This is a genomic window from Brucella pecoris, from assembly GCF_006376675.1.
Taxonomy (GTDB): Bacteria; Pseudomonadota; Alphaproteobacteria; order Rhizobiales; family Rhizobiaceae; genus Brucella; species Brucella pecoris.
The window spans coordinates 247055-267006 of record NZ_VEWK01000003.1; the positions used below are offsets into that span (position 1 = coordinate 247055).

Here is a 19952-nt window from a genome sequence, read left to right on the forward strand (position 1 = left end):
GGGTTGCCTATGGGGCCGCGCGGTTACGCATTGTCAACGCAGGGAAACGAGATCGAAACAGGATAACGGGGGGTAGAAAAAGAAAAAGGCCGCGCGGGAGGAGGATGCGCGGCCTGATCTTGAATACGGCTTGGGAGGAGGAGTGCCGTATTCGTTATCGAGTTCTGGGAGGAGGAGTGAACTCGATGAACAAATGTTTACCCGGCGACTCCTTCTGCAGCAACGGCCATTAATGCATATCAGTTATGCAAAGACGTTGATGCTCAAGAAAAAGGCAAGGTCGCCAATACAGAAACGCCCGGAAACCGGGCGCTTTTAATGGGAGGATCATGTGTAAAATCAATTCTTTACAAAAGGTGGGCAATCAACGGTGCCGCAAGCACATTCACCAGACCGACAAGCACCATGACCAGTCCGGCAATCGAACCTTCCTCACTGCCAATCTGGTGAGCCTTGGCCACGCCTGCACCGTGCGCACCCATGCCGAAAAGGGCTCCGCGTGCCAAAGCCGAGCGGATCGGCAACCAGTTGAGCATCACTTCACCGAGGGCCGCCCCGAACACGCCGGTCAATACCACAAAGATTGCAGTGAGATCGGGAGTACCACCAATATCGCCCGAGACGGTCATCGCAAATGGCGTGCTCATTGAGCGGGGCATCAGGCTCAGGCTGATCGCTTCGTTGAGCCCCAGCAGATGCGCCAGACCCCATGCCGACAGCATGGCAGACGAACTTCCCACGACCACGCCTGCCAGAAGCACCGGCCAATAGCGGCGGATCGTTGCGCGCTGCTGGTAAATCGGGATTGCAAAAGCCACCGTCGCGGGTCCGAGCAGCGCGACCAGCCAATGGGTGGCGCTGAAATAACCGCGATAGTTTTGGTTGAGCCCGACGACCAGCGCCATCAGCAACAAGGGGGTGACAGCAAGCGGCGTCAGCCACCACATAGGAAAGCGGCGATAAACGCGCTTGGCCGCAAGATAGAGCAGGATCGTTGCGGCCGACCAGAAAAGCGTTGCTACAAGCGGGTTACTTAGCGACATAACGCAGACTCCAGCGGTAGCAGAGGTCAACCGTCAACGCGGTGACACTCATAACCGTCAACGTGCCCAGCAGAATTACGGCCATGATTTTCAGGCCAAGCAGCCCGATCAGCTCCTGATGTTCGAGAACGGCAAGGACCGCTGGAACGAAGAAAAGCAGCATCTCTGCCAGAAACCATTCTGCGCCACGCTTCATGCTGAACAGACTGACACGGCCGCTCAGAAGCAGAGCCAGCACCAGCGCCATACCGACAATTCCGCCCGGAAGCGGCAGGCCGACCAGGCGGACGAAAAGCTCACCCGCCAACCAGAAGCCAACCAGCGTCGCGATCTGCATCAGACGGCTGTGATGCAGGGCGTAACGAAACCGGATCAAGAGGCTGTGGGCGTTCATGTGCTTTTCCAACGGGGACTGATGCATTTTCATCGGTGAATATAGGTCCTCGGACGCTATTCTAGAAATGAATTGATTTCATTGCAGCTATTCCGTAATAGAATGGCTCATGAACTTGCGCAGCTTCCAGGCCTTTGTCGAAGTGGTGCGGCAAGGCGGTTTTTCCGCCGCCGCGAAAACCATCAACGCGACCCAGTCGACCGTCAGCAAGGCGGTCAGACAGCTTGAAGACGAACTGGGGCTGGTTCTGCTGGATCGCGAAATCTCGCCCTCCCGCCTCACCACAGCCGGTGAGATTGTTTTTCGTCGCGCAGTTGCCATGCTGGCGGAAAAGGACGACATGCTGGCCGAGTTGGACGAACTGCGCGGTCTCAAGCGCGGCCTCCTGAAACTCGGCCTGCCGCCCATCGGGTCCAGCGTGCTTTTCGCTCCCGTTTTCGCGGCCTATACGAAGCTTTATCCAGAGATCGATATTCAGTTGGTTGAGCACGGCAGCAGAAGGCTGGAGGAACTGCTGCTTGCCGGAAATGTGGAACTCGCGGCTTCGCTTCTGCCTGTCGAAGACAGCTTCGAATGGCAGGACGTGCGATGCGAACCGGTGGTGGCACTGCTTCCGACAAACCACGCGCTTGCGCGTGGCGACGGCGTTTCGCTGCAGGATATTGCCAGCTTGCCGTTCATCCTTTTCGAGAGCGGCTTTGCTCTCAATCATATCATCCTTGATGCATGTCGTTCGCATGGATTCTCTCCAAACGTTGCGGTCCGCTCCAGTCAGATCGACTTCATCGTTGAGCTGGTAGCGGCAGGCATGGGCATCGGCTTCCTGCCGAAAATGATCGCGGAACAGCGGCATCACCCGGGCGTGCGCATCCACAGGATCAAAGGCGCCGATGTGAACTGGCATTTGGCGCTGATCTGGCGAAAAGGCGCATTCCTGTCTCACGCCGCTCGTGCCTGGCTCGAACTGAGTAAAGCCGGGACCGGCACCGCATCGTCTTGAAACGTCCGCCCCGTCGCCTATCTCCAATAGATGTACCGACTGAATTAAGTGCCCTTGGCACCGCTTCAGCCATAAGCCCGTGTGTAGAACATTGCTCTACCCACCCGTTTCAAAGCGCATGACGCCTGAAACCGCCGACGGATTTCTGCTCTGCGCTTCATCAGAAGGAGGCTATGATGGAAGGTCAGGTTATATTCTATAAGGATGACAGAATCCTCTACCGGCACCATATCGACGTGCAGGAAGACGATTTTTCAAAGGGCGTAAATGATGCGCTCATTGCCTTTCAGCGCAATTATGCAGGTTTCGACCTCGCAGGCGACGATATTCACATCCGCTTCAAGAAGCCGGGTGACGCGTAGTGGATTGAATTTGACGTTTGAATCCCGATCAACTGAAACGCTGTTTCAAACGTCAAATTCGAAAAATCCACTCGATTCATAAACTTGCTAGTGGTCTTTTTGATTCCGACATTTGTCCGACGTCAGTAACGGAGGGGTGCAAATGTCGGAATCAGACCACTAGGCATTAGAGGGTCTGGCGGATCGAAGCAGGGCCGGTTCCCGAAACGAGGAAACGGCCCTCACCTGCTGGTTCAAGCAAAAGCCGCTTCGCGTGCGACACGATGAATATCGGCGCGCGAAAGTCCGAGATCATAAAGCTCGCGGTCAGTGCAACCACTCAATTCACGAATATTTTCGCGATACTGCATCCAGCGATGGAAATGGGTACGAAGATTCATGGCGGTATCCCCTTTTTTATCTTCCTCCCAATGAAGAGCTTCCGCCTTTCTCCGTCTTTTGAGAAGTGCGTATCCTGCATAGCTGCCGTGAGGGTTGCGAAATCCTAGCATTTTTCCCGGATTTCCAATCTCCCCCAACAGAACAACCTCCCACTATTGTAATTATTCTGTAATTCTAATTTAGATATACCTACTATGTCGAAACTGGCACCGATTCATTCTAATCAGAGTTGGAGTGCATATTGCTGAAGAAGACATTGTTCATCGTCGGTAACGCGCCTTTGCCGCGCGATCTTTCCGCCGAAGTGGATGCGGCGGATTTCGTTGTCCGCTTCAATGAGCCCAAGCAATCCATCGGCATGAGTGGCACCCGGACGGATCTTTTGATGCTGGCAACCTCCAGCAAGCCGATGCAGCGGCGGCTACGCGATCCGGGCTTCGTACAGACACCGACTTTCAAGGCAGCCAAGGAAGTGATGCTCGCTTATCATCCGAGCATCATCCGCAAGTATCATCCGGGTCCGAATTTCCTCTCTCGTCTCAAGGGACGGCGCGGCGACTGGACGATGCAAACCATCGAAGTTGTCGGCTCTGCCGGCAAGGAAATCCGGATAATGCCACCCCAATTCTATCTGGCCGGATGCAAAGAGCTGGGTGTAACCGATGAGAATATAAGCAAAGCCTTTCCAAGCACTGGCTTTTTTGGCATCTGGTACATGCTCGGAAAATGTCCGGAGGAAAGCTGGGACGTGAAAATCTGCGGCTTCACCTGGGAAGGCTGGAAACGCCACACCTGGGGAGACGAACGCCGTTGGGTTGAACAGAAAGTCCAATCCGGACGTATCAGCCTTATCCAGTAATCCGGTGCCATCACTGTGTTTCCGGCAGAAAACGTGGGGACGATCACGACACAATCTCTTAGAGGAGCTTATGAATGAGTGAACCGTTACGCATTTTCATCGGATGGGATTCTCGCGAGCCCATCGCATATGAAGTCGCCAAAGCATCCGCATTGAAGCATTCCTCTATCCCGCTTGAGATCGTGCCGATCAAATTGCAGGACCTTGTCGATCAAGGGGCCTACACACGGGAAGTCGATCCACTGGCATCGACGGAATTTACCTATTCGCGGTTTTTCACGCCATGGCTTGCGGGCTACAAAGGGTGGGCACTTTTCTGCGATTGCGACTTTCTTTTCCTTGGCGATATTGCTGGCCTCCAATCTTATAATGATCCTTCGAAGGCCGTTTATTGCGTTCAGCACGACTATCAACCCAAGGACAGCGTGAAGATGGATGGCAAGGTGCAGACCAGCTATCCGCGCAAGAACTGGTCTTCCTGCATGTTGTTCAACTGCGAGCACCCCTCGACGCGCAAGCTGACGCCGGAGCTGATCAATCGCGAAACCGGCGCGTATCTGCACCGCATGCAATGGGCTGCCGATGATGAAATCGGCGCATTACCAACGGATTATAACTGGCTGGAAGGCTGGAACGAGAAGCCGCAAACCGGGCTGCCGAAAGTCGTGCACTATACGCGTGGCGGGCCATGGTTCAAGGATTGGCAGAATGTCGACTACGCCGATTTGTGGCGGGCAGAAGCCGATAGCGTCGAGCCGGGCTGGAAGCCGGTTTGATCTGCAAAATACCTTGAGCTTTTTGTGCGCTGCAAGGTAGATAAGGACCATGAACGAAACGCGTCCTGACATCACCCCTAATGGCGGCCCGCAGAGGGCCGTCAAGGCTTTCATCATTCATCTGGAGCGCGCCACCGACCGGCAGCCGCAAGTTGAAGAGCTCATTCGAAAGCTGCCTGTAGAAACCGATGTGGTCAAAGCCGTCGATGGGCGCACACTCGATGCGCAAACGATAAGCCGCGTTTATCGGCGATCAGCGCACAAGCCCCGCTATCCATTTCAACTCAGCACGAACGAAATCGCCTGTTTTCTTTCGCACCGAAAGGCCTGGCAGGCAATTGTCGATCAGGGGCTGGATGCAGGTCTTATATTGGAAGATGATGTTGAACTGACATCGGAATTTGCAGCAGCTTATTCAGCGGCTTGCCAGGTTCTTCAGCCCGATAGTTTCATTCGTTTTCCCTTTCGTGCGCGGGAAAGCGGGCGCGTGGTGCTGAACACCGAAACGTTGCAGATCATTGAGCCGGTACCGGTTGGTCTTGGCATGGTTGCACAGCTTGTCGGGCGCGAGGCCGCGCAGCGATTGCTGTCAGCAACGCAAGTCTTCGATCGGCCGGTCGACACCACAGCGCAGATGAACTGGGTCACCGGGCTAAAACCGCTGTCCGTCCTTCCCGGCGGAGTGCGGGAAGTTTCGGTGCGGCTCGGTGGCAGCACGATCCAGAAATCGCGCTCCTTACCGGACAAGCTGAAGCGTGAAATCTTGCGGCCGCTTTACCGCTGGAAGATAAAATCGCGCTCGCGCGCAGCTAGCTGAGGTTTCCCGTGCCAGTTCCGATCCTTCTTTATCACCAGATTGATGTGCCGCCGACGCATCGCGCGCCCTATCGCAGCATGACCGTCCACCCGGATCGTTTTCGCCAGCAAATGGTCTGGCTGAATCGGCTGGGCTATCGTGGCCTATCGTTGAAGGACGCAATCCCTTACATTTATGGTGGGAAGCAAGGCAAAGTCGCCGTCATCACTTTTGACGATGGTTTCGACAATGTTTTCCGCAACGCCTTGCCCGTGCTGCAGGAATTTGGGTTCACCGCCACGAATTATTTCGTCGCCAACCAGATCGGCGGTTTCAATCTCTGGGATCAGAAGATCGGCGTTGCACGCGCCAACTGCATGGGCGTAGCCGAATTGCGCGAATGGGCAGATCTTGGTCATGAAGTCGGCTCCCATACGCTCGACCATATTTTCCTGCCGGAAGCGAACGAGCAGGAAGCCACATCGCAAATCCAGCAATCACGCATAAAAATCGAAGACCTGCTCGGCAGCGAAGTCACATCTTTCGCCTATCCTTACGGTGGAGAAAACGCAGCCACCCGAAAGATCGTCGAAGCTGCGGGCTATAAAAACGCCACAACCACAGAAAAACGCCGTGCGCGATCAACTGACGATCCATTCGGCATTCCGCGCCTCACGATCAGGCGTAATGACATCTTATTGCAGTTCCTGCGGAAGACATTTACGCGCTAAGTCGTCTCTTCGGCTTGGTACCATGCTCAGTTTCGCTCATATCGGCCATGAAGCCGCGCTCCACAAGGCAGGCTGGTCCCGTATATTGAACCGAACCTTCATAGACGAGTGAGAGATCGTCGGAAAAACGCTCATTCTCGACGATTGCGCGGTAGTGCTCAGCACCACCCGCATGGCTTTTTTCCGATGCAATGCGCTTGAACTCGCCAACTGAAAGTGACGAGAAGCGGTAATGGAGAAGAGCTCCTGTTGCCGGAAGAAAATTCCGGAAACATGGTCCCGGTCCGTGAATGCTGCCCCGGCGATAGTCCGTCTTCTTGTCGACCCACATGAGCGGGAATTTAGAAAGCCGCATACTACGCCCGAACAAGCGTAAACGCGGCCCACCGCGCACTGCCACCCCAAACTTCTCCGGTTTCGCTGTATAACCGTCACCGTCGAAATGTGAGGAAACCTCGAACGGATACTTCGCCCCGTCATCGACAAAGACGCCGTCACGCAACAATCCACCGGGATACATGTCGATCATCGGTGCCAGGCAGCGACGAATTCCATTCTGCTCCAATTCGCGGATAAATGAGCGGATATTCCGTTGCTCCATTCTCGGAAAGACGAAGAACTCGTCGGCATCGACGGATAGATACCAGCGCTGTCGTCCGTAGAGATTAAACAGGGCATCGCGCCAGACACGCCCGCGATCAGCCTGTGCGTAACGCATGTTCGAACAGAACAAGTCCACATCAGGCGCACTGGACAAAATTTCGGTCGTTCCGTCGTCCGATCGGTCATCGACGACGATGAAACGCGTAACACCCATCTCGCGATAGTAACGCAGGAAGGACTTCATATAGGGCACCGCATTGCGGACAACGCAGACAAGCGGAAGATCGTCCGGTCGTAAAGGCTCGAAGCTCCCAGACGCGGCAATAAGATTTGCCTTGTTTTTGTAGTTCGGAACCGAAAGCTGCACATGCCGCCATCGCAAACGCAAATGGCGCATCGGTGACGCGCGCCAATACGGCATCCAGTCCCCCGCCGTCGAGGCCGGATAGTTCATCACCGTCTGCGTTGGTTTCATACAGGTACCGAGCTTTTATGAATATTAGTATTAACTGATGTTTGGTTGCTCATCATTCAAGCAACTCTGTGTCGAAGCCGATCACTCTGCGCGATATTCCGTCATGGTTCGTGATGGAAATTGCTCGCCACTATTTTTGGTGTCGAGCCTATTTGCTTGATTTTAATCAATGCTGCTTCACGCAAACGTGGCAAATTGCCCACGAATGCGCCATGGACGGCAAGTACCAAAAGCGCTAGTTAGGGCACAGACTAAGGAGCGCATTATGGACTATCGCCGTTTTTTCGAAGAAGCGATCGATCAGTTGCACGCCGAGAAGCGTTACCGCGTTTTTGCAGATCTTGAACGCATTGTTGGACGCTTCCCCCGAGCTATCTGGCGCAACAATGGCACTGCTCGCGAAATCACCATCTGGTGTTCCAACGATTATCTTGGCATGGGACACCACGCCGACGTGATCAAGGCTATGTGCGATACGGCTGGTAACGCGGGCTCAGGCTCCGGTGGGACGCGCAATATTTCCGGCAATAACCATCCGCTGGTCGAACTGGAAAACGAACTTGCTGATTTGCACGGCAAGGAAGCCGGTCTCGTTTTCACATCTGGCTTTGTTTCCAATGAAGCTTCGATTTCAACGATTGCCCGGCTGCTGCCGAACTGTCTCATCCTTTCCGACGAACTGAACCATGCTTCGATGATCGAAGGCGTGCGTCGTTCGGGTGCGGAGAAGAAGATTTTCCGTCACAATGATGTCGAGCATCTGGAGCAGCTTCTGAAAGCAGCCGGTCCGACGCGCGCAAAACTGATCGTGTTCGAATCCGTTTACTCGATGGATGGCGACATAGCGCCAATCGAGAAAATCGCCGACCTGGCCGACAAATATAATGCCATGACCTATATTGACGAAGTTCATGCCGTTGGCATGTACGGCGCGCGTGGCGGCGGCATTACCGAACGTGACGGCCTTGCGCACCGCATTGATGTTATCGAGGGCACGCTTGCCAAGGCCTTTGGCGCGCTCGGCGGTTATATCACCGGCTCACGTGCAATTGTTGATGCCGTTCGGTCTTATGCTCCGGGTTTCATCTTCACCACCTCCCTGCCTCCGGCAGTCGCCGCATCCGCAACGGCCGCCATCCGGCACCTGAAGACCTCGCAGGTGGAACGCGACGGCCAGCAGCGTCAGGCCCAGCGCGCCAAGGACGTGCTTTCCGCTGCAGGGTTTCCTGTTATGTCGTCGGAAACGCATATCGTGCCAATTCTGGTAGGCGATCCTGAACTGTGCAAGAAAGCCAGCGATCGCCTGCTGGAAGTGCATGGTATCTATATCCAGCCGATCAATTACCCGACCGTCCCACGCGGAACCGAAAGACTGCGCATCACACCGTCGCCTTTGCATGACGACGCCTTGATCGACGGTCTCAAGGAGGCTTTGCTGGAGGTATGGAATGCACTTGGCATTCCTTATGCTGAGCCCACTGTTTCACAGCCAGCCAGTTCCGAACGAATCATTCCGCTGATGGTCTCCAAAGCGGGCGGCTGATAGGCTGAACACTCAAATAAAAAGGCCGGTTGAACCGGCCTTTTTTGTCAGAGCTTTTCGATCCAGCGCACAAGCCGCCTTGCAGCTTCATCCACCTGTTTCGGGTCCCGGCAGAAACAAAGGCGGAAGAAACCTTCGCCGCCGAGGCCAAACGCGCTGCCAGGTGCCAGGCCGACATTGGCATTGTCCACCATATCGATGGCTGCCTTAACGGAATCCTCAACACCATCCACGCCGAAGAAAAGATAAAATGCGCCCTGTGGCGGCGTCAGGCGAACTTTGCCTGTCGACAATAGCGCAGCACACAGGCGATCCCGTGTGGACCGCGCCCGCTCGACCTGCATCGAAATGAAGGCATCACCCTCATCAAGAGCTGCGACGGCACCGCGTTGCATGAATTGCGCGACGCCCGAGTTCGAATACTGGATCAGATTTTCAATGATCGGCCCCAATGACGGGTGAACTGTCATCCAGCCAACACGCCAGCCTGTCATCGCCCAGTTCTTGGAGAACGAATTGACGAAGATGATGCGATCATCGGGCTCCATAATATCCATGAAGGATGGAGCACGACCGCCACCATAATAGAAGTGGGTATAAATCTCGTCGGCGATGATCCAGAGACCATGCTTGCGCGCAAGATCGAGAATGAATTGCAATGTCTCGCGATCCGCCGTCCAGCCAGTGGGATTGGACGGCGTATTGATGAAGAGCGCTTTTGTGCGCGGGGTGATGGCGGCTGCGATTTTCTCCGGATCGAGCATCCAGCCATTGGCACCCAATTCCAGCTCGACCGGAACCGGTACAGCCCCCGCGAGACCAGCCGCGCCAACAAAATTGGGCCAGGCCGGGGAAAGATAAATCGCTTCTTCACCCGTGCCAACGGTTGCTGTCAGCGCCATTTCGATGGCGTGCATACCAGAACCGGTGACATAGAAATTCTCCGGTTTCAGAGACAGCGGAAAATGGCGCGCATGATAACGCGCGAGTGCTTCCCGCAGCTCGGGAATGCCAGCTTGCCAGGTATAGAAGGTCTCTCCGTCAGAGATCCCTTTTTGAGCAGCAGCGCGAATGAAGTCCGGCGTCGATAGATCGCCCTCGCCGACCCAAAGCGGAATTAGCCCTTCGCGTCCGCGCCCGTGATTGGCGACCGCCACAATACCGCTTTCCGGCGAAAGAGCAGCTTCCCGACGAAGATTGGCGATGAGCGTCATGATTTCCCCGCGTTGAATTTCGATTTTGATTTTGTGCTTATCAAGGGCCGTCAGCGAAATCACGCGGCTTTTTGTGATGGTCAGATCAACCGCATTTATGGATCAAAAGAAAACGGAGCCACAAGGGCTCCGCTTTCATTCACTGGTCCCGGATCGGTCAGGCTTTCTGCTTTGCCAGAAGATCGCGGATTTCGGTCAGCAGAACTTCTTCGCGCGGGGCTTCCGGTTCCGGCTTTGCTTCTTCCTTCTTCTTCATACGGTTCATCGCTTTCACCACCAGGAACAATACCCATGCGATGATCAGGAAGTTGATGAGAAGCGTAATGAAATTGCCATAAGCAATGGTCGCACCGGCATCGCGGGCAGCCGCCAGCGTGGCTCTGGGTTCGCCTGCAAGCTGTATGAACATGTTCGAAAAATCTATACCACCAGTGATCAGACCGATGATCGGCATGATGATATCATTGACGATGGAGTTGACGAGGCCGCCGAACGCCCCGCCGATGATGACACCGATGGCCAGATCGACCATATTGCCCTTCAGGGCGAATTCCTTGAATTCCTTTAGCATTAAACCTGTCTCCCTCACGAACGCAGACCGCTGGGGCCGTCCTGCTGCGGTGGCGTTCGCCAAATCAACCTGGGCACCAGATAAACTGGCAATGGATGGCAAAGCCGTTTTCCAACAACGGAACCGAAACGCGCTCTGCCATTTCAAACGCAGTCCTGAAAAGCGACGTGCACTTTTCAGGATCACACTCCTAGTTTGTAGGCGAAAATTACCAAAGAAAAGATGAAGCGGCAAAAACGCACTGTTTTTCATCAACAGAGCATCTCCTGTTCCGCTTGAATCGCTGGAGATACTCTATCAATTTATTTAAACGCGCATCTTATCCAAAAGCCGCTTCGCACTATTTGGGATGCGCTTTAATCTTGCGCGAACCTGCCGAAAGTGCTTGCGTCAAATCATAATTGAGGAGTGAGGGAACAAGCCGACTATGCAGGGCTGGGGTATTATTGGCGCCGCCTTTTTGTATCTGCTGCTACTCTTTGCGGTAGCGAGTATCGGCGACCGGCGTACCTCGCGCTGGAACAGTGCTCCACGCCCTTATATTTACGCGCTCAGCCTGGCTGTTTACTGCACGTCCTGGACCTTCTTCGGCTCGGTCGGTTTATCGGCACAGCGCGGCCTCGAATTCCTCGGGATCTATATCGGGCCTATTCTCGTCTTTACGCTCGGCAACAGGTTGCTGCGGCACATCGTTCGACTGGCGAAATCCGAACACATCACGTCAATTGCCGACTTCCTCGCTGCCCGCTATGGCAAAAGCTTTGGTGTAGCATCTCTCGCGACCTGCATCGCAGCCGTCGGCTCGATCCCCTATATCGCTCTCCAGCTCAAGGCTGTTTCCGGGAGTGTCGGACTGGTCATGGAGCATTATGGATCGGCAGTCGATCCGTCAGTGTTCATATTCGGCGATATTTCGCTGCCCGTTGCCGCTGTGCTCGCTGTCTTTGCAATCCTCTTCGGTACGCGCCATACCGACGCCACGGAGCACCAGAATGGCCTCATCCTGGCGGTGGCTCTGGAATCGGTCATCAAGCTTTGCGCCTTCCTGACCGTTGGTTTTGCCTGCACCTTCTTTCTGTTCGGCGCTCCGTCGCAGCTAATCAATCAGATTTCCCAATCGCCGGCGGCGCTGGAAGCGTTCCACTACCAGACATCCATCGGCACCTGGATCGTGCAAAGCGCGCTCAGTGCTGCGGCCATCATCATGCTGCCGAGACAGTTTCATGTGACAGTGGTGGAAAGTCGGAGCGAAAAGGAACTGCGCACCGCCTCCTGGCTGTTTCCGCTTTATCTGGTGCTCATCAATATCTTCGTGTTTCCCATTGCGCTGATCGGCGTGATGACGCTCGGAAGCAATGTCAGCGGAGATTTGTACGTTCTGGCTCTGCCGCTCGCGGCGGGTGCCCACTGGCTCGCGCTCGTGGCTTTCCTTGGCGGATTGTCGGCAGCAACGGCGATGGTCATTGTCGCCTGTGTTGCGCTTTCGATCATGATCTCCAACCATCTCGTGCTGCCGCTTTTTATCCGACGACTGGCAAAGCAACAGGCTGCAGAACAGCGTGACCTCACCAAGGTGATTCTGAACACACGCCGCCTCACCATTATCGGCATTCTGGCGCTGGCATTCGCCTATTATCGCTTTACCTCCAACAACATCCATCTGGCTTCGATCGGCTTCGTTTCCTTTGCCGCAATTGCGCAATTCGTTCCCGCCTTCATCGGCGGCTTGTTCTGGCGCAATGCAAACGGACGTGGCGCTATGCTGGGACTATCAGCCGGATTTCTTATCTGGGCCTACACTTTGTTGCTGCCAACCATGGCACCGGAAAATGCCGCGATTTTGCGCGATGGCTTTCTTGGTTTTACGGCCCTGCGTCCCGAGGCGCTTTTCGGAACCAACGCTCTCCCCTTGACCAACGGTGTGATGTGGAGCCTTGCTGCCAATACACTCTTCTACATTCTTGGTTCCCTTTCGCGCGCCTCGACGCCACTCGAACGCATTCAGGCAAGCATCTTCCTGCCGCGTTATTTTATCGGCACGCCAACACTCAAGCGCTTCCGCACAACTGTCACTGTCGCCGAACTGAAAGCCACCATGGCGCGCTATCTCGGCGCTGAACGCGTCGAACGCGCCTTTCTTCGGTTTGAAGGAAGGGAACAGCGGCGTCTTGATCCAGGCATGACCGTCGACACACCACTGATCCGCCATGCGGAACAGCTTCTTGGCACAGCCGTCGGCTCCGCATCGGCACGCCTTGTCCTGTCACTGCTGTTGCAGAAGGGGGACGCGTCCGGGCGTGACGCGCGACAGCTCCTTGACGATGCTTCGATCGCATTGCAGCAGAACCGCGATCTGCTGCAGACCGCTCTCGATCAGATGGAACAAGGCATTACCGTGCTCGACAAGGATCTGAGGCTGACGTGCTGGAACCGGCAGTTCCGCAAGCTTTTCGATCTTCCCGATGAAGTGATGCAGGTCGGGATCCCCGTTTCGGAAATCGCGGAACAGTTGCACCGCCGGGGCGATATCTCGTTCAATGCGCAAAATGGCGTGATCCGCTCGCTTGCGGCCGCGCGCCAGCCGTGGCGCATCGACATGAAATCGACTGGCAAGGTACTGGAAATTCAATCCAACCCCATGCCGGACGGTGGCCTTGTCGCGACATATACCGATATCACGGCGGCAGTCGAAGCCGATGTCACACGTCAGAAGGCAGCGGAAATGCTGGAGCAGCGCGTAGCGGATCGCACGGCAGAACTGACCCGCGTCAACCAGCAGCTCGCCAAGGCTCAAACGGCAGCGGAAGAAGCCAATCAAGGAAAGACACGCTTTCTGGCAGCAGCAGGCCATGACATTCTGCAACCGCTCAATGCAGCAAGATTGTACAGTACCGCGCTTGCCGAAAAACTTGGACGCTCCGAAACCAGTGAGTTCGCACGCAACATCGATTCCTCGCTGGAAGCGGTGGAAGCCATTCTGGGTATGGTGCTGGATATTTCCCGTCTGGACACTGGATCTCTTAAACCGGACCTGTCGGTATTTCGTCTCGACAAGCTTATGAGTCAGATCGCAACCGACTTTTCTCCTCTCGCAGCCGCCAAGGGGCTGAAGTTGCGTGTTGTGCCGTCAAGTATCGTCGTCAGAACTGATCGCAACATGCTGCGACGCCTGATCCAGAACCTTGTTTCCAATTCGATCAAATATAGCCGGAGGGGCGGCATTTTGCTTGGTGTCCGACGTCGAGGATCCTTTGTGGAATTGCAGGTGCTTGATACCGGCATTGGCATTCCTTCGCAGAAACTGAAACTTGTCTTCCGGGAATTCACACGACTGGATGAGGGAATGAGGGAAGCGGAAGGGCTGGGGCTTGGCCTTTCCATCGTCGACCGTATCGCAAGGCTGCTGTCGCTGCCGTTGTCGCTTTCGTCGACGCCAGACAAGGGAACCATGTTCACCCTGCGCATTCCCATCTCGCAGGAAAAAGTAGCCACCGATGAAGTGAAGAGCCGCCGCGGCCTGCAACGAGCGCTGGAGCTGACCGGTCTCAATGTTCTGTGTATCGATAACGACGCCAGTATTCTGTCCGGAATGGAAACACTGCTTCGCGGCTGGGGTTGCCGGGTCACGACGCTAAGTAGCGGAACGGCATTGAAGAACTATTGTGCCGATCACTCCGCCCCTCCTGATGTAATCGTCGCAGATTATCATCTTCTGCACGAAAACGGTCTGGATATGATCGGCTTTGCACGCGAGACATTTCAGGTGGAGATACCGGCTATCCTGCTGACGGCCGATCGTTCAAAGGAAGTCCGCCAGCGGGCTGAAGATGAGAACGTCACGGTTTTACACAAGCCGCTTCGGCCCGCTGCACTGCGTTCCCTGCTGTCGCATTTTTATCATGCGAGGCAGGACAATTCGTCGGCGCAGAATGCTGCTCAGTAACCGCGCAGCATTCAATCCGCGTTCAGAGCATCATTGCCAATGCGTGACAGCAGAATGACCGCCTGGGTACGACTGTCAACGCCAAGTTTCTGCAGCACAGCCGAAACATGCGCCTTGACCGTAGCTTCCGATACACCGAGCTCATAGGCAATCTGCTTGTTCAGCAAACCTTCGGCAAGCATGGTCAGCACGCGTGTCTGCTGTGGGGTCAATGTGCGCAGCCGCGCAATGAGCGCTTCGATTTCAGGGTCGTGCGTATGATCCAGTTCAATATCGTCTGGCGTCCAGATATCACCTGCCAAAACGGTGTGCACGGCCTCGCCAATGGTTTCCATGCTGGCGGATTTCGAGATAAAGCCTGAAGCGCCGAGTTCGACCGCATGGCGGATGGTTGCTGCATCGTCTGTTGCCGAGACGATGATGACCGGAAGCGCTGGTTGCAAGGCTTTCAACGTCACCAAGCCGGAAAGTCCCGTTCCGCCCGGCATCGTCAAATCCAACAACAGAAGATCGATATCCTCTCGCTCGCCGACCAGTTTCTTGACGGCGTCAAAATCGCCGACTTCGATGATTTCCACACTCTGTGACTGCCCCGAAAGGACCTGCCTGAGTGCTCCCCGGAAAAGCGGGTGATCGTCAGCGATGATGAAGTGCATGAGCCTCGCGCGCCATTGTTTCAGGTCTCCTCCCTCGCGGTGCTGACTAATCAGCCAACCATTCCGTTTTATGCCGTTTTTTGGCGTGGGCAACCAAAATTCACGTTGCTAACCCCTTTTCACATTACGCCTTGCCGCCATCTGGCCGCATTCTATGTTAGGCTGAGCGTTGAAATAATATAGGAACGGCCCTGCCAGCTAAATGGAAGGGAACCAAAAAGGCATTTCATGACGCGCCATACGCTTTATCCAGAGATCCAACCGTTCAAGGAAGAGATGCTTCAGGTTTCTCCACTGCATCGAATCCATATCGAGCAATGCGGCAACCCAGACGGCAAGCCGGTCATCATGATCCATGGCGGCCCCGGCGGCGGCATCACGCCAACCATGCGTCGTCTGCACGACCCTGAGCGCTACCGCATCATCCTGTTTGATCAGCGCGGCTGCGGTCGTTCCACGCCACATGCGGAACTGCGTGAAAATACGACCTGGGATCTTGTGGCTGATATGGAGCATATTCGCGCGCATCTCGGTATCGAGAAGTGGCAGGTTTTCGGCGGCTCCTGGGGTTCGACGCTCGGCCTTGCCTATGCGCAATCCCATCCCGATCGTGTGGCAGAGCTTGTTCTGCGCGGCATTTTCATGATCCGCCGTTTCGAAGTTGACTGGATGTATTCCAACGGCGCGAGCATTCTATTTCCGGACCACTTTGAGGCTTATCAGGAGCATATACCGGAAGCAGAACGCGGCGATATGATTGCCGCTTATTACAAGCGTCTGACTGATCGCAACCCACAGGTCCAGCTTGAAGCAGCGCGGCGCTGGGCACGTTGGGAAGGCTCGGTCATTTCGATTCTGCCGGACCCGGATCGTGTCGACGCCTTTGGCGAAGATCAGTACGCCATCGCGTTTGCACGTATTGAATGCCACTATTTCCAGAATCGCGGTTTCCTCGATTCCGATGACCAGCTTTTGCGCAACGTCGACCGGATCCGACACATTCCCGGCGTGATCATCCATGGCCGCTATGATGTCTGCACACCGTTTATCAATGCCTGGCAGTTGAAGAAGATGTGGCCGGAAGCTGACCTCAAGATCGTCGAGGATGCGGGGCACGCCGTCACGGAGCCCGGCATTACCCATGAATTGATCGAAGCGACAAAGCGTTTCGCCCAGTAATCAAAAGGCGCCGTATAGCGCCTTTTTCTTTATCATCAGGTTCGCCCGCCCGGTGCTGCTCCACCGCTCGGGCTTTCCGGCTCGCTATCGAAGCTTTTCGCTATATCCATGAAACGGCGCATGAAGCGCTCCATATAACTCATGGATTGCTCGAACTCCTCCTCGCTCGGAAGGCCGGAAGCGGCACTTCCGCCTTTCCCTTCAAGAGCCGAAACCTTACCTTCAAGCTTTTCTACACGATCCTGCAGATCGGCGATGTCGTTCTCATAAGCCTCGCGATCCTCCGTCGCCATCTTGCAGACGAGCTGTTCCTGCTGTTCCGTGCAGGTCGAGATTGCCCCGGTTTTGGTGTCCAGACGGACATAACCGGTTTCCGTGCCTTCCAGCCGAAAACGTCCATTTTCCTGCGCAAGCGCATTGGCCGGAACGAGCGCTGAACCGAGAAGAGCAACAGCAGCCAGATTACGGATGATCGATGTCTTTCTGTTCAACATAATGCAATTCCCTTCAACTTCTCTTTGAGATGTCCCCATCATATGGGACGTTTACGACGAAAATCGAACATGCGGGACTTTGATTTCCGAAGAATTTCGGTCTAGAGAGCAGCCATGACCAATGAGATCATCTATAAGATCGCTCCGCGCGACCTTTGGGCACAAGCAGAACAGGCTGGTAGTTTTACCGGGGCTCCGGTTGATATTGCCGATGGCTATATCCATTTCTCCACTGCAACACAGGTGCGGGAAACGGCAGCCAAGCATTTTGCGGGCCAGCGGAATCTGCTTCTGATCAGTGTGAATGCTTCCGCGCTTGGCGCAGCATTGAAGTTTGAAGTTTCACGTGGCGGGGCCCTCTTTCCTCATCTTTATGGCGAGCTGCCGCTTGCTGCGGTCTTGAAGGTTGAAATCTTGCCACTGGGCGACGATGGTCTTCACATTTTTCCGGAGCTGGAAGATTAATGAGTGGGCTTTTTGAAACTCTTGGGCGACGCGCCCTCTTTGCCTTCGACGCGGAACAGGCACATGGCCTTTCCATCGCTGGCCTGAAGACAGGTCTTGTGACCTGCGGTGCGCCGAACGATCCGGCTCTTTCCGTCAAGGTTGCGGGCCTGCAGTTTCCAAATCCGCTGGGCATGGCGGCCGGTTATGACAAGAATGCCGAAGTGCCAGACGCGCTGTTGAAACTTGGTTTCGGCTTCACCGAAATCGGTACCATCACACCGCGCCCGCAAAGCGGCAATCCACGCCCGCGCATTTTCCGCCTCGTGGATGATAAAGCGGTTATCAATCGTCTCGGCTTCAACAATGAAGGCCATGATGCGGCGTTTAAACGCCTGTCACAACGTGCAGGCAAGAGCGGCATCGTGGGCGTCAATATCGGAGCCAACAAGGATGCAGAAGACCGCATTGCCGACTATGTTGCCGGCATTCGCCGCTTCTATCAGCTAGCGCGCTATTTCACGGTCAATATTTCTTCGCCCAACACACCGGGTTTGCGCAATCTTCAAGCTCGCGACAGCCTTCGGGAGCTGTTGAGCCGTGTGCTTGATGCCCGCAACGAAGAAGGCAAAATGTGCACCCTGAAGCGTCCCGTTTTCCTCAAGATCGCACCCGATCTGACCGATGAAGAACTGGACGATATTGCTGCCGAGGCAACTGAGCAGAAGCTGGACGGCATTATCGTATCCAATACGACGCTTTCACGTACCGGATTGAAAAGCACTGCCAACCGCGATGAAACGGGTGGGCTTTCCGGCGCACCACTTTTCGACCGCTCCACCATCGTTCTTGCCCGGATGCGCGAACGCGTCGGTCCTGACATGCCGCTGATCGGTGTCGGTGGCGTGGATAGCGCTGAAACAGCGCTGACAAAGATCAGGGCAGGCGCCGATCTCGTCCAGCTTTATACAGGTCTGATCTATCGCGGACCGATCCTGCCTGCTGAAATTGTGCGCGGCCTGTCGGCTGCTGTAAAACGCGAGGGCGTTGCCAATATCGCCGCATTGCGCGACCGGGACGCCAAGGAATGGGCCAGGCGCGAACTACCCGCGTAATCAAGTGACGAATTCTGTACGATAACGTCGCGGCAGGATCGCCAGAAGCGTGACGCCACGAATAGACAGAAATAGGTTGAGAGCCAGCCAAAGCCCGTGATTGCCCATCACGGGCTTTGCTACATAAAGAACAACCATAAAGAATGCGAGCGACAGGAACATCATGTTGCGCATGTCGCGCGACCATGTGGCGCCGATGTAAACGCCGTCCATATGGAAAGCCAGCAATCCCGTAATCCCTGTCAGCGCCGCCCAGGGCAGATATTTCAAGGCTTCGGCATGAACATCTTCCGCCTTGGACAACAGGCCGATGATCGCATCGCCAAAAACCAGCAGGAAAAAAGCAATAATGCTCGCCATGACCAGGCCCCAGACGAAAGTAAGCTTGGCGCCCCGCACAAACGCTGGACTGTAACGCGCTCCGATCGACCGCCCGACAATTTGCTCGGCAGCCGCTGCCATCCCGTCCAGAAAGAAACCGGCAACGAGGAAAAAGTTCATCAGCACCGCATTGGCCGCAAGGGTGACCGGACCGAGGTCGGACCCTGCCCGTGTAAAGAACGCAAAAGCTGTAAGCAGCAGGAATGAACGGATCATGATGTCGCGATTGACCGCGAACATGCGCAGAATACCCTGTTTCTGAACGATCCGCGCCCAGTTCGGGCGCAGCGATGCATCCTTACGGAAATGCCGAAGTACGATGAACATGCCAACAAGAGCAGCGACGGTTTCGCCGGTCACCGTTGCCCAGGCAACACCGGTAACACCCCAGCCCAGTTCGAGCCCGAGGATGATGCAGAGCACGATATTGATACCATTGAGCAGCACCTGAAGACCAAGGCCGACCAAGCCCTGCCCACGCCCAAGAACCAATCCCAGTATCGAATAGTTGATGAGCGCGACTGGTGCCGACAACATGCGAATCGACACATAGGTCGCCATGGCTTCCTGTGTGGCGGACGTGGGATGCATGAAGGTGGATGAGACGGCCACGATGATCGGCAGACACAGGATCATCAGACTGCCGGCCACAACCGCTATGATGATTGCTCGCCAGAAGATTGCCTGTTCTTCCACAGCATCTTCCGCACCCACAGCCTGCGCAACAAGTCCGGTCGTGCCGGAGCGAAGGAAATTGAATAACGACAGCAGGAAATCAAAAACAAGCGCTCCGATCGCCAGACCGCCGATCAGCTCGGCCTGCCCCATCTGACCGACAACGCCCATATCGACGAGCCCGAGAAGTGGCGTCGTGACTGCGGCAAGCGTCATGGGAATGGCGATAAGCATCACCATCCGATGCGTTACGTCGAACGGCCTTGTTACGCCACCAGCACGTTGCAGCGACTGATCCATTAATGCTTGTCCCGAAT

20 protein-coding genes are annotated in these 19952 nt (G+C 55.3%); 11 read left to right on the plus strand and 9 right to left on the minus strand.

The window, feature by feature from the left end:
* Positions 1-347 precede the first annotated feature (347 nt).
* Positions 348-1043 carry an LrgB family protein gene (locus FIB18_RS07770; RefSeq protein WP_140020152.1) on the minus strand — a complete coding sequence of 232 codons (696 nt, stop codon included), beginning with the start codon at positions 1041-1043 and terminating at the stop codon, positions 348-350.
* Positions 1030-1437, minus strand: a complete 408-nt coding sequence (locus FIB18_RS07775) for a CidA/LrgA family protein (protein WP_061345013.1) — start codon at positions 1435-1437, stop codon at positions 1030-1032. The genes FIB18_RS07770 and FIB18_RS07775 overlap by 14 nt, the downstream gene beginning before the upstream one ends.
* 109 nt (positions 1438-1546) lie before the next feature.
* Here FIB18_RS07775 and FIB18_RS07780 point away from each other — a divergent pair, with 109 nt between their 5' ends.
* Both FIB18_RS07780 and FIB18_RS07785 read left to right on the plus strand, forming a co-directional pair.
* Positions 1547-2437, plus strand: coding sequence for a LysR family transcriptional regulator (locus FIB18_RS07780; protein ID WP_140020153.1), 891 nt, complete (start codon positions 1547-1549; stop codon positions 2435-2437).
* Positions 2438-2613: 176 nt separating this feature from the next.
* A complete protein-coding gene (locus FIB18_RS07785; protein ID WP_140020154.1) occupies positions 2614-2799 on the plus strand; it encodes a hypothetical protein in 186 nt (61 codons plus the stop codon).
* A 233-nt stretch (positions 2800-3032) separates the two neighbouring features.
* Here FIB18_RS07785 and FIB18_RS25445 read toward each other — a convergent pair whose 3' ends face one another.
* Positions 3033-3317 carry a DUF1127 domain-containing protein gene (locus FIB18_RS25445; protein WP_407921850.1) on the minus strand — a complete coding sequence of 95 codons (285 nt, stop codon included), beginning with the start codon at positions 3315-3317 and terminating at the stop codon, positions 3033-3035.
* A 107-nt stretch (positions 3318-3424) separates the two neighbouring features.
* On the opposite strand from FIB18_RS25445, the gene FIB18_RS07795 reads away from it, so the two are divergent.
* The 4 genes from FIB18_RS07795 to FIB18_RS07810 all read left to right on the plus strand — a co-directional run bounded on the left by FIB18_RS07795 (position 3425) and on the right by FIB18_RS07810 (position 6342).
* Positions 3425-4039 (plus strand): glycosyltransferase family 29 protein, encoded by a 615-nt coding sequence (locus tag FIB18_RS07795; protein WP_140020366.1) that lies wholly within the window; start codon positions 3425-3427, stop codon positions 4037-4039.
* Between the two features lie 74 nt (positions 4040-4113).
* Positions 4114-4815, plus strand: coding sequence for a glycosyltransferase (locus FIB18_RS07800; protein ID WP_140020155.1), 702 nt, complete (start codon positions 4114-4116; stop codon positions 4813-4815).
* A 49-nt stretch (positions 4816-4864) separates the two neighbouring features.
* Complete coding sequence (locus tag FIB18_RS07805) at positions 4865-5632, plus strand: glycosyltransferase family 25 protein (protein ID WP_140020156.1); 768 nt, start codon at positions 4865-4867, stop codon at positions 5630-5632.
* Positions 5633-5640: 8 nt separating this feature from the next.
* A complete protein-coding gene (locus FIB18_RS07810; RefSeq protein WP_140020157.1) occupies positions 5641-6342 on the plus strand; it encodes a polysaccharide deacetylase family protein in 702 nt (233 codons plus the stop codon).
* On the opposite strand, the gene FIB18_RS07815 is transcribed toward FIB18_RS07810, so the two are convergent.
* Positions 6332-7420 (minus strand): glycosyltransferase family 2 protein, encoded by a 1089-nt coding sequence (locus FIB18_RS07815; protein ID WP_140020158.1) that lies wholly within the window; start codon positions 7418-7420, stop codon positions 6332-6334. The genes FIB18_RS07810 and FIB18_RS07815 overlap by 11 nt on opposite strands.
* 265 nt (positions 7421-7685) lie before the next feature.
* Between FIB18_RS07815 and hemA the strand changes: the two genes are divergently transcribed.
* Positions 7686-8963, plus strand: a complete 1278-nt coding sequence (gene hemA / locus FIB18_RS07820; protein WP_140020159.1) for a 5-aminolevulinate synthase — start codon at positions 7686-7688, stop codon at positions 8961-8963.
* A 47-nt stretch (positions 8964-9010) separates the two neighbouring features.
* Here hemA and FIB18_RS07825 read toward each other — a convergent pair whose 3' ends face one another.
* Positions 9011-10177: a pyridoxal phosphate-dependent aminotransferase gene (locus tag FIB18_RS07825; RefSeq protein ID WP_140020160.1), complete on the minus strand. Its 1167-nt coding sequence runs from the start codon at positions 10175-10177 to the stop codon at positions 9011-9013.
* A 157-nt stretch (positions 10178-10334) separates the two neighbouring features.
* A complete protein-coding gene (gene mscL, locus FIB18_RS07830) occupies positions 10335-10748 on the minus strand; it encodes a large conductance mechanosensitive channel protein MscL (RefSeq protein ID WP_140020161.1) in 414 nt (137 codons plus the stop codon).
* Between the two features lie 427 nt (positions 10749-11175).
* Here mscL and FIB18_RS07835 point away from each other — a divergent pair, with 427 nt between their 5' ends.
* Complete coding sequence (locus tag FIB18_RS07835) at positions 11176-14691, plus strand: PAS domain-containing hybrid sensor histidine kinase/response regulator (RefSeq protein WP_140020162.1); 3516 nt, start codon at positions 11176-11178, stop codon at positions 14689-14691.
* Positions 14692-14702: 11 nt separating this feature from the next.
* Here FIB18_RS07835 and FIB18_RS07840 read toward each other — a convergent pair whose 3' ends face one another.
* Positions 14703-15347: a response regulator transcription factor gene (locus FIB18_RS07840; RefSeq protein ID WP_140020163.1), complete on the minus strand. Its 645-nt coding sequence runs from the start codon at positions 15345-15347 to the stop codon at positions 14703-14705.
* A 228-nt stretch (positions 15348-15575) separates the two neighbouring features.
* On the opposite strand from FIB18_RS07840, the gene pip reads away from it, so the two are divergent.
* Positions 15576-16526: a prolyl aminopeptidase gene (gene pip / locus FIB18_RS07845; RefSeq protein WP_140020164.1), complete on the plus strand. Its 951-nt coding sequence runs from the start codon at positions 15576-15578 to the stop codon at positions 16524-16526.
* 35 nt (positions 16527-16561) lie between these two features.
* Here the strand turns inward: pip and FIB18_RS07850 are convergent, their stop codons facing one another.
* Positions 16562-17020, minus strand: coding sequence for a hypothetical protein (locus tag FIB18_RS07850; RefSeq protein ID WP_168436570.1), 459 nt, complete (start codon positions 17018-17020; stop codon positions 16562-16564).
* A 114-nt stretch (positions 17021-17134) separates the two neighbouring features.
* Between FIB18_RS07850 and FIB18_RS07855 the strand changes: the two genes are divergently transcribed.
* On the plus strand, positions 17135-17485 hold the full coding sequence (locus FIB18_RS07855; protein WP_140020165.1) for a DUF952 domain-containing protein: 351 nt from the start codon (positions 17135-17137) through the stop codon (positions 17483-17485).
* Positions 17485-18579 carry a quinone-dependent dihydroorotate dehydrogenase gene (locus FIB18_RS07860; RefSeq protein WP_140020166.1) on the plus strand — a complete coding sequence of 365 codons (1095 nt, stop codon included), beginning with the start codon at positions 17485-17487 and terminating at the stop codon, positions 18577-18579. Before FIB18_RS07855 ends, FIB18_RS07860 begins: the two co-directional genes overlap by 1 nt.
* Here FIB18_RS07860 and FIB18_RS07865 read toward each other — a convergent pair whose 3' ends face one another.
* The gene (locus FIB18_RS07865) at positions 18580-19935 is read right to left on the minus strand and encodes an MATE family efflux transporter (protein WP_140020167.1); all 1356 of its coding nucleotides are present in this window, start codon (positions 19933-19935) and stop codon (positions 18580-18582) included.
* Positions 19936-19952 lie beyond the last annotated feature (17 nt).

Coding starts and splice junctions, on each gene's coding strand:
- FIB18_RS07770 (WP_140020152.1), bottom strand. CDS start 1,043: ATGTCGCTAAGTAACCCGCTTGTAGCAACGCTTTTCTGGTCGGCCGCA.
- FIB18_RS07775 (WP_061345013.1), bottom strand. CDS start 1,437: ATGAACGCCCACAGCCTCTTGATCCGGTTTCGTTACGCCCTGCATCAC.
- FIB18_RS07780 (WP_140020153.1), top strand. CDS start 1,547: ATGAACTTGCGCAGCTTCCAGGCCTTTGTCGAAGTGGTGCGGCAAGGC.
- FIB18_RS07785 (WP_140020154.1), top strand. CDS start 2,614: ATGGAAGGTCAGGTTATATTCTATAAGGATGACAGAATCCTCTACCGG.
- FIB18_RS07800 (WP_140020155.1), top strand. CDS start 4,114: ATGAGTGAACCGTTACGCATTTTCATCGGATGGGATTCTCGCGAGCCC.
- FIB18_RS07805 (WP_140020156.1), top strand. CDS start 4,865: ATGAACGAAACGCGTCCTGACATCACCCCTAATGGCGGCCCGCAGAGG.
- FIB18_RS07815 (WP_140020158.1), bottom strand. CDS start 7,420: ATGAAACCAACGCAGACGGTGATGAACTATCCGGCCTCGACGGCGGGG.
- hemA (WP_140020159.1), top strand. CDS start 7,686: ATGGACTATCGCCGTTTTTTCGAAGAAGCGATCGATCAGTTGCACGCC.
- FIB18_RS07825 (WP_140020160.1), bottom strand. CDS start 10,177: ATGACGCTCATCGCCAATCTTCGTCGGGAAGCTGCTCTTTCGCCGGAA.
- mscL (WP_140020161.1), bottom strand. CDS start 10,748: ATGCTAAAGGAATTCAAGGAATTCGCCCTGAAGGGCAATATGGTCGAT.
- FIB18_RS07835 (WP_140020162.1), top strand. CDS start 11,176: ATGCAGGGCTGGGGTATTATTGGCGCCGCCTTTTTGTATCTGCTGCTA.
- FIB18_RS07840 (WP_140020163.1), bottom strand. CDS start 15,347: ATGCACTTCATCATCGCTGACGATCACCCGCTTTTCCGGGGAGCACTC.
- pip (WP_140020164.1), top strand. CDS start 15,576: ATGACGCGCCATACGCTTTATCCAGAGATCCAACCGTTCAAGGAAGAG.
- FIB18_RS07850 (WP_168436570.1), bottom strand. CDS start 17,020: ATGTTGAACAGAAAGACATCGATCATCCGTAATCTGGCTGCTGTTGCT.
- FIB18_RS07855 (WP_140020165.1), top strand. CDS start 17,135: ATGACCAATGAGATCATCTATAAGATCGCTCCGCGCGACCTTTGGGCA.
- FIB18_RS07860 (WP_140020166.1), top strand. CDS start 17,485: ATGAGTGGGCTTTTTGAAACTCTTGGGCGACGCGCCCTCTTTGCCTTC.
- FIB18_RS07865 (WP_140020167.1), bottom strand. CDS start 19,935: ATGGATCAGTCGCTGCAACGTGCTGGTGGCGTAACAAGGCCGTTCGAC.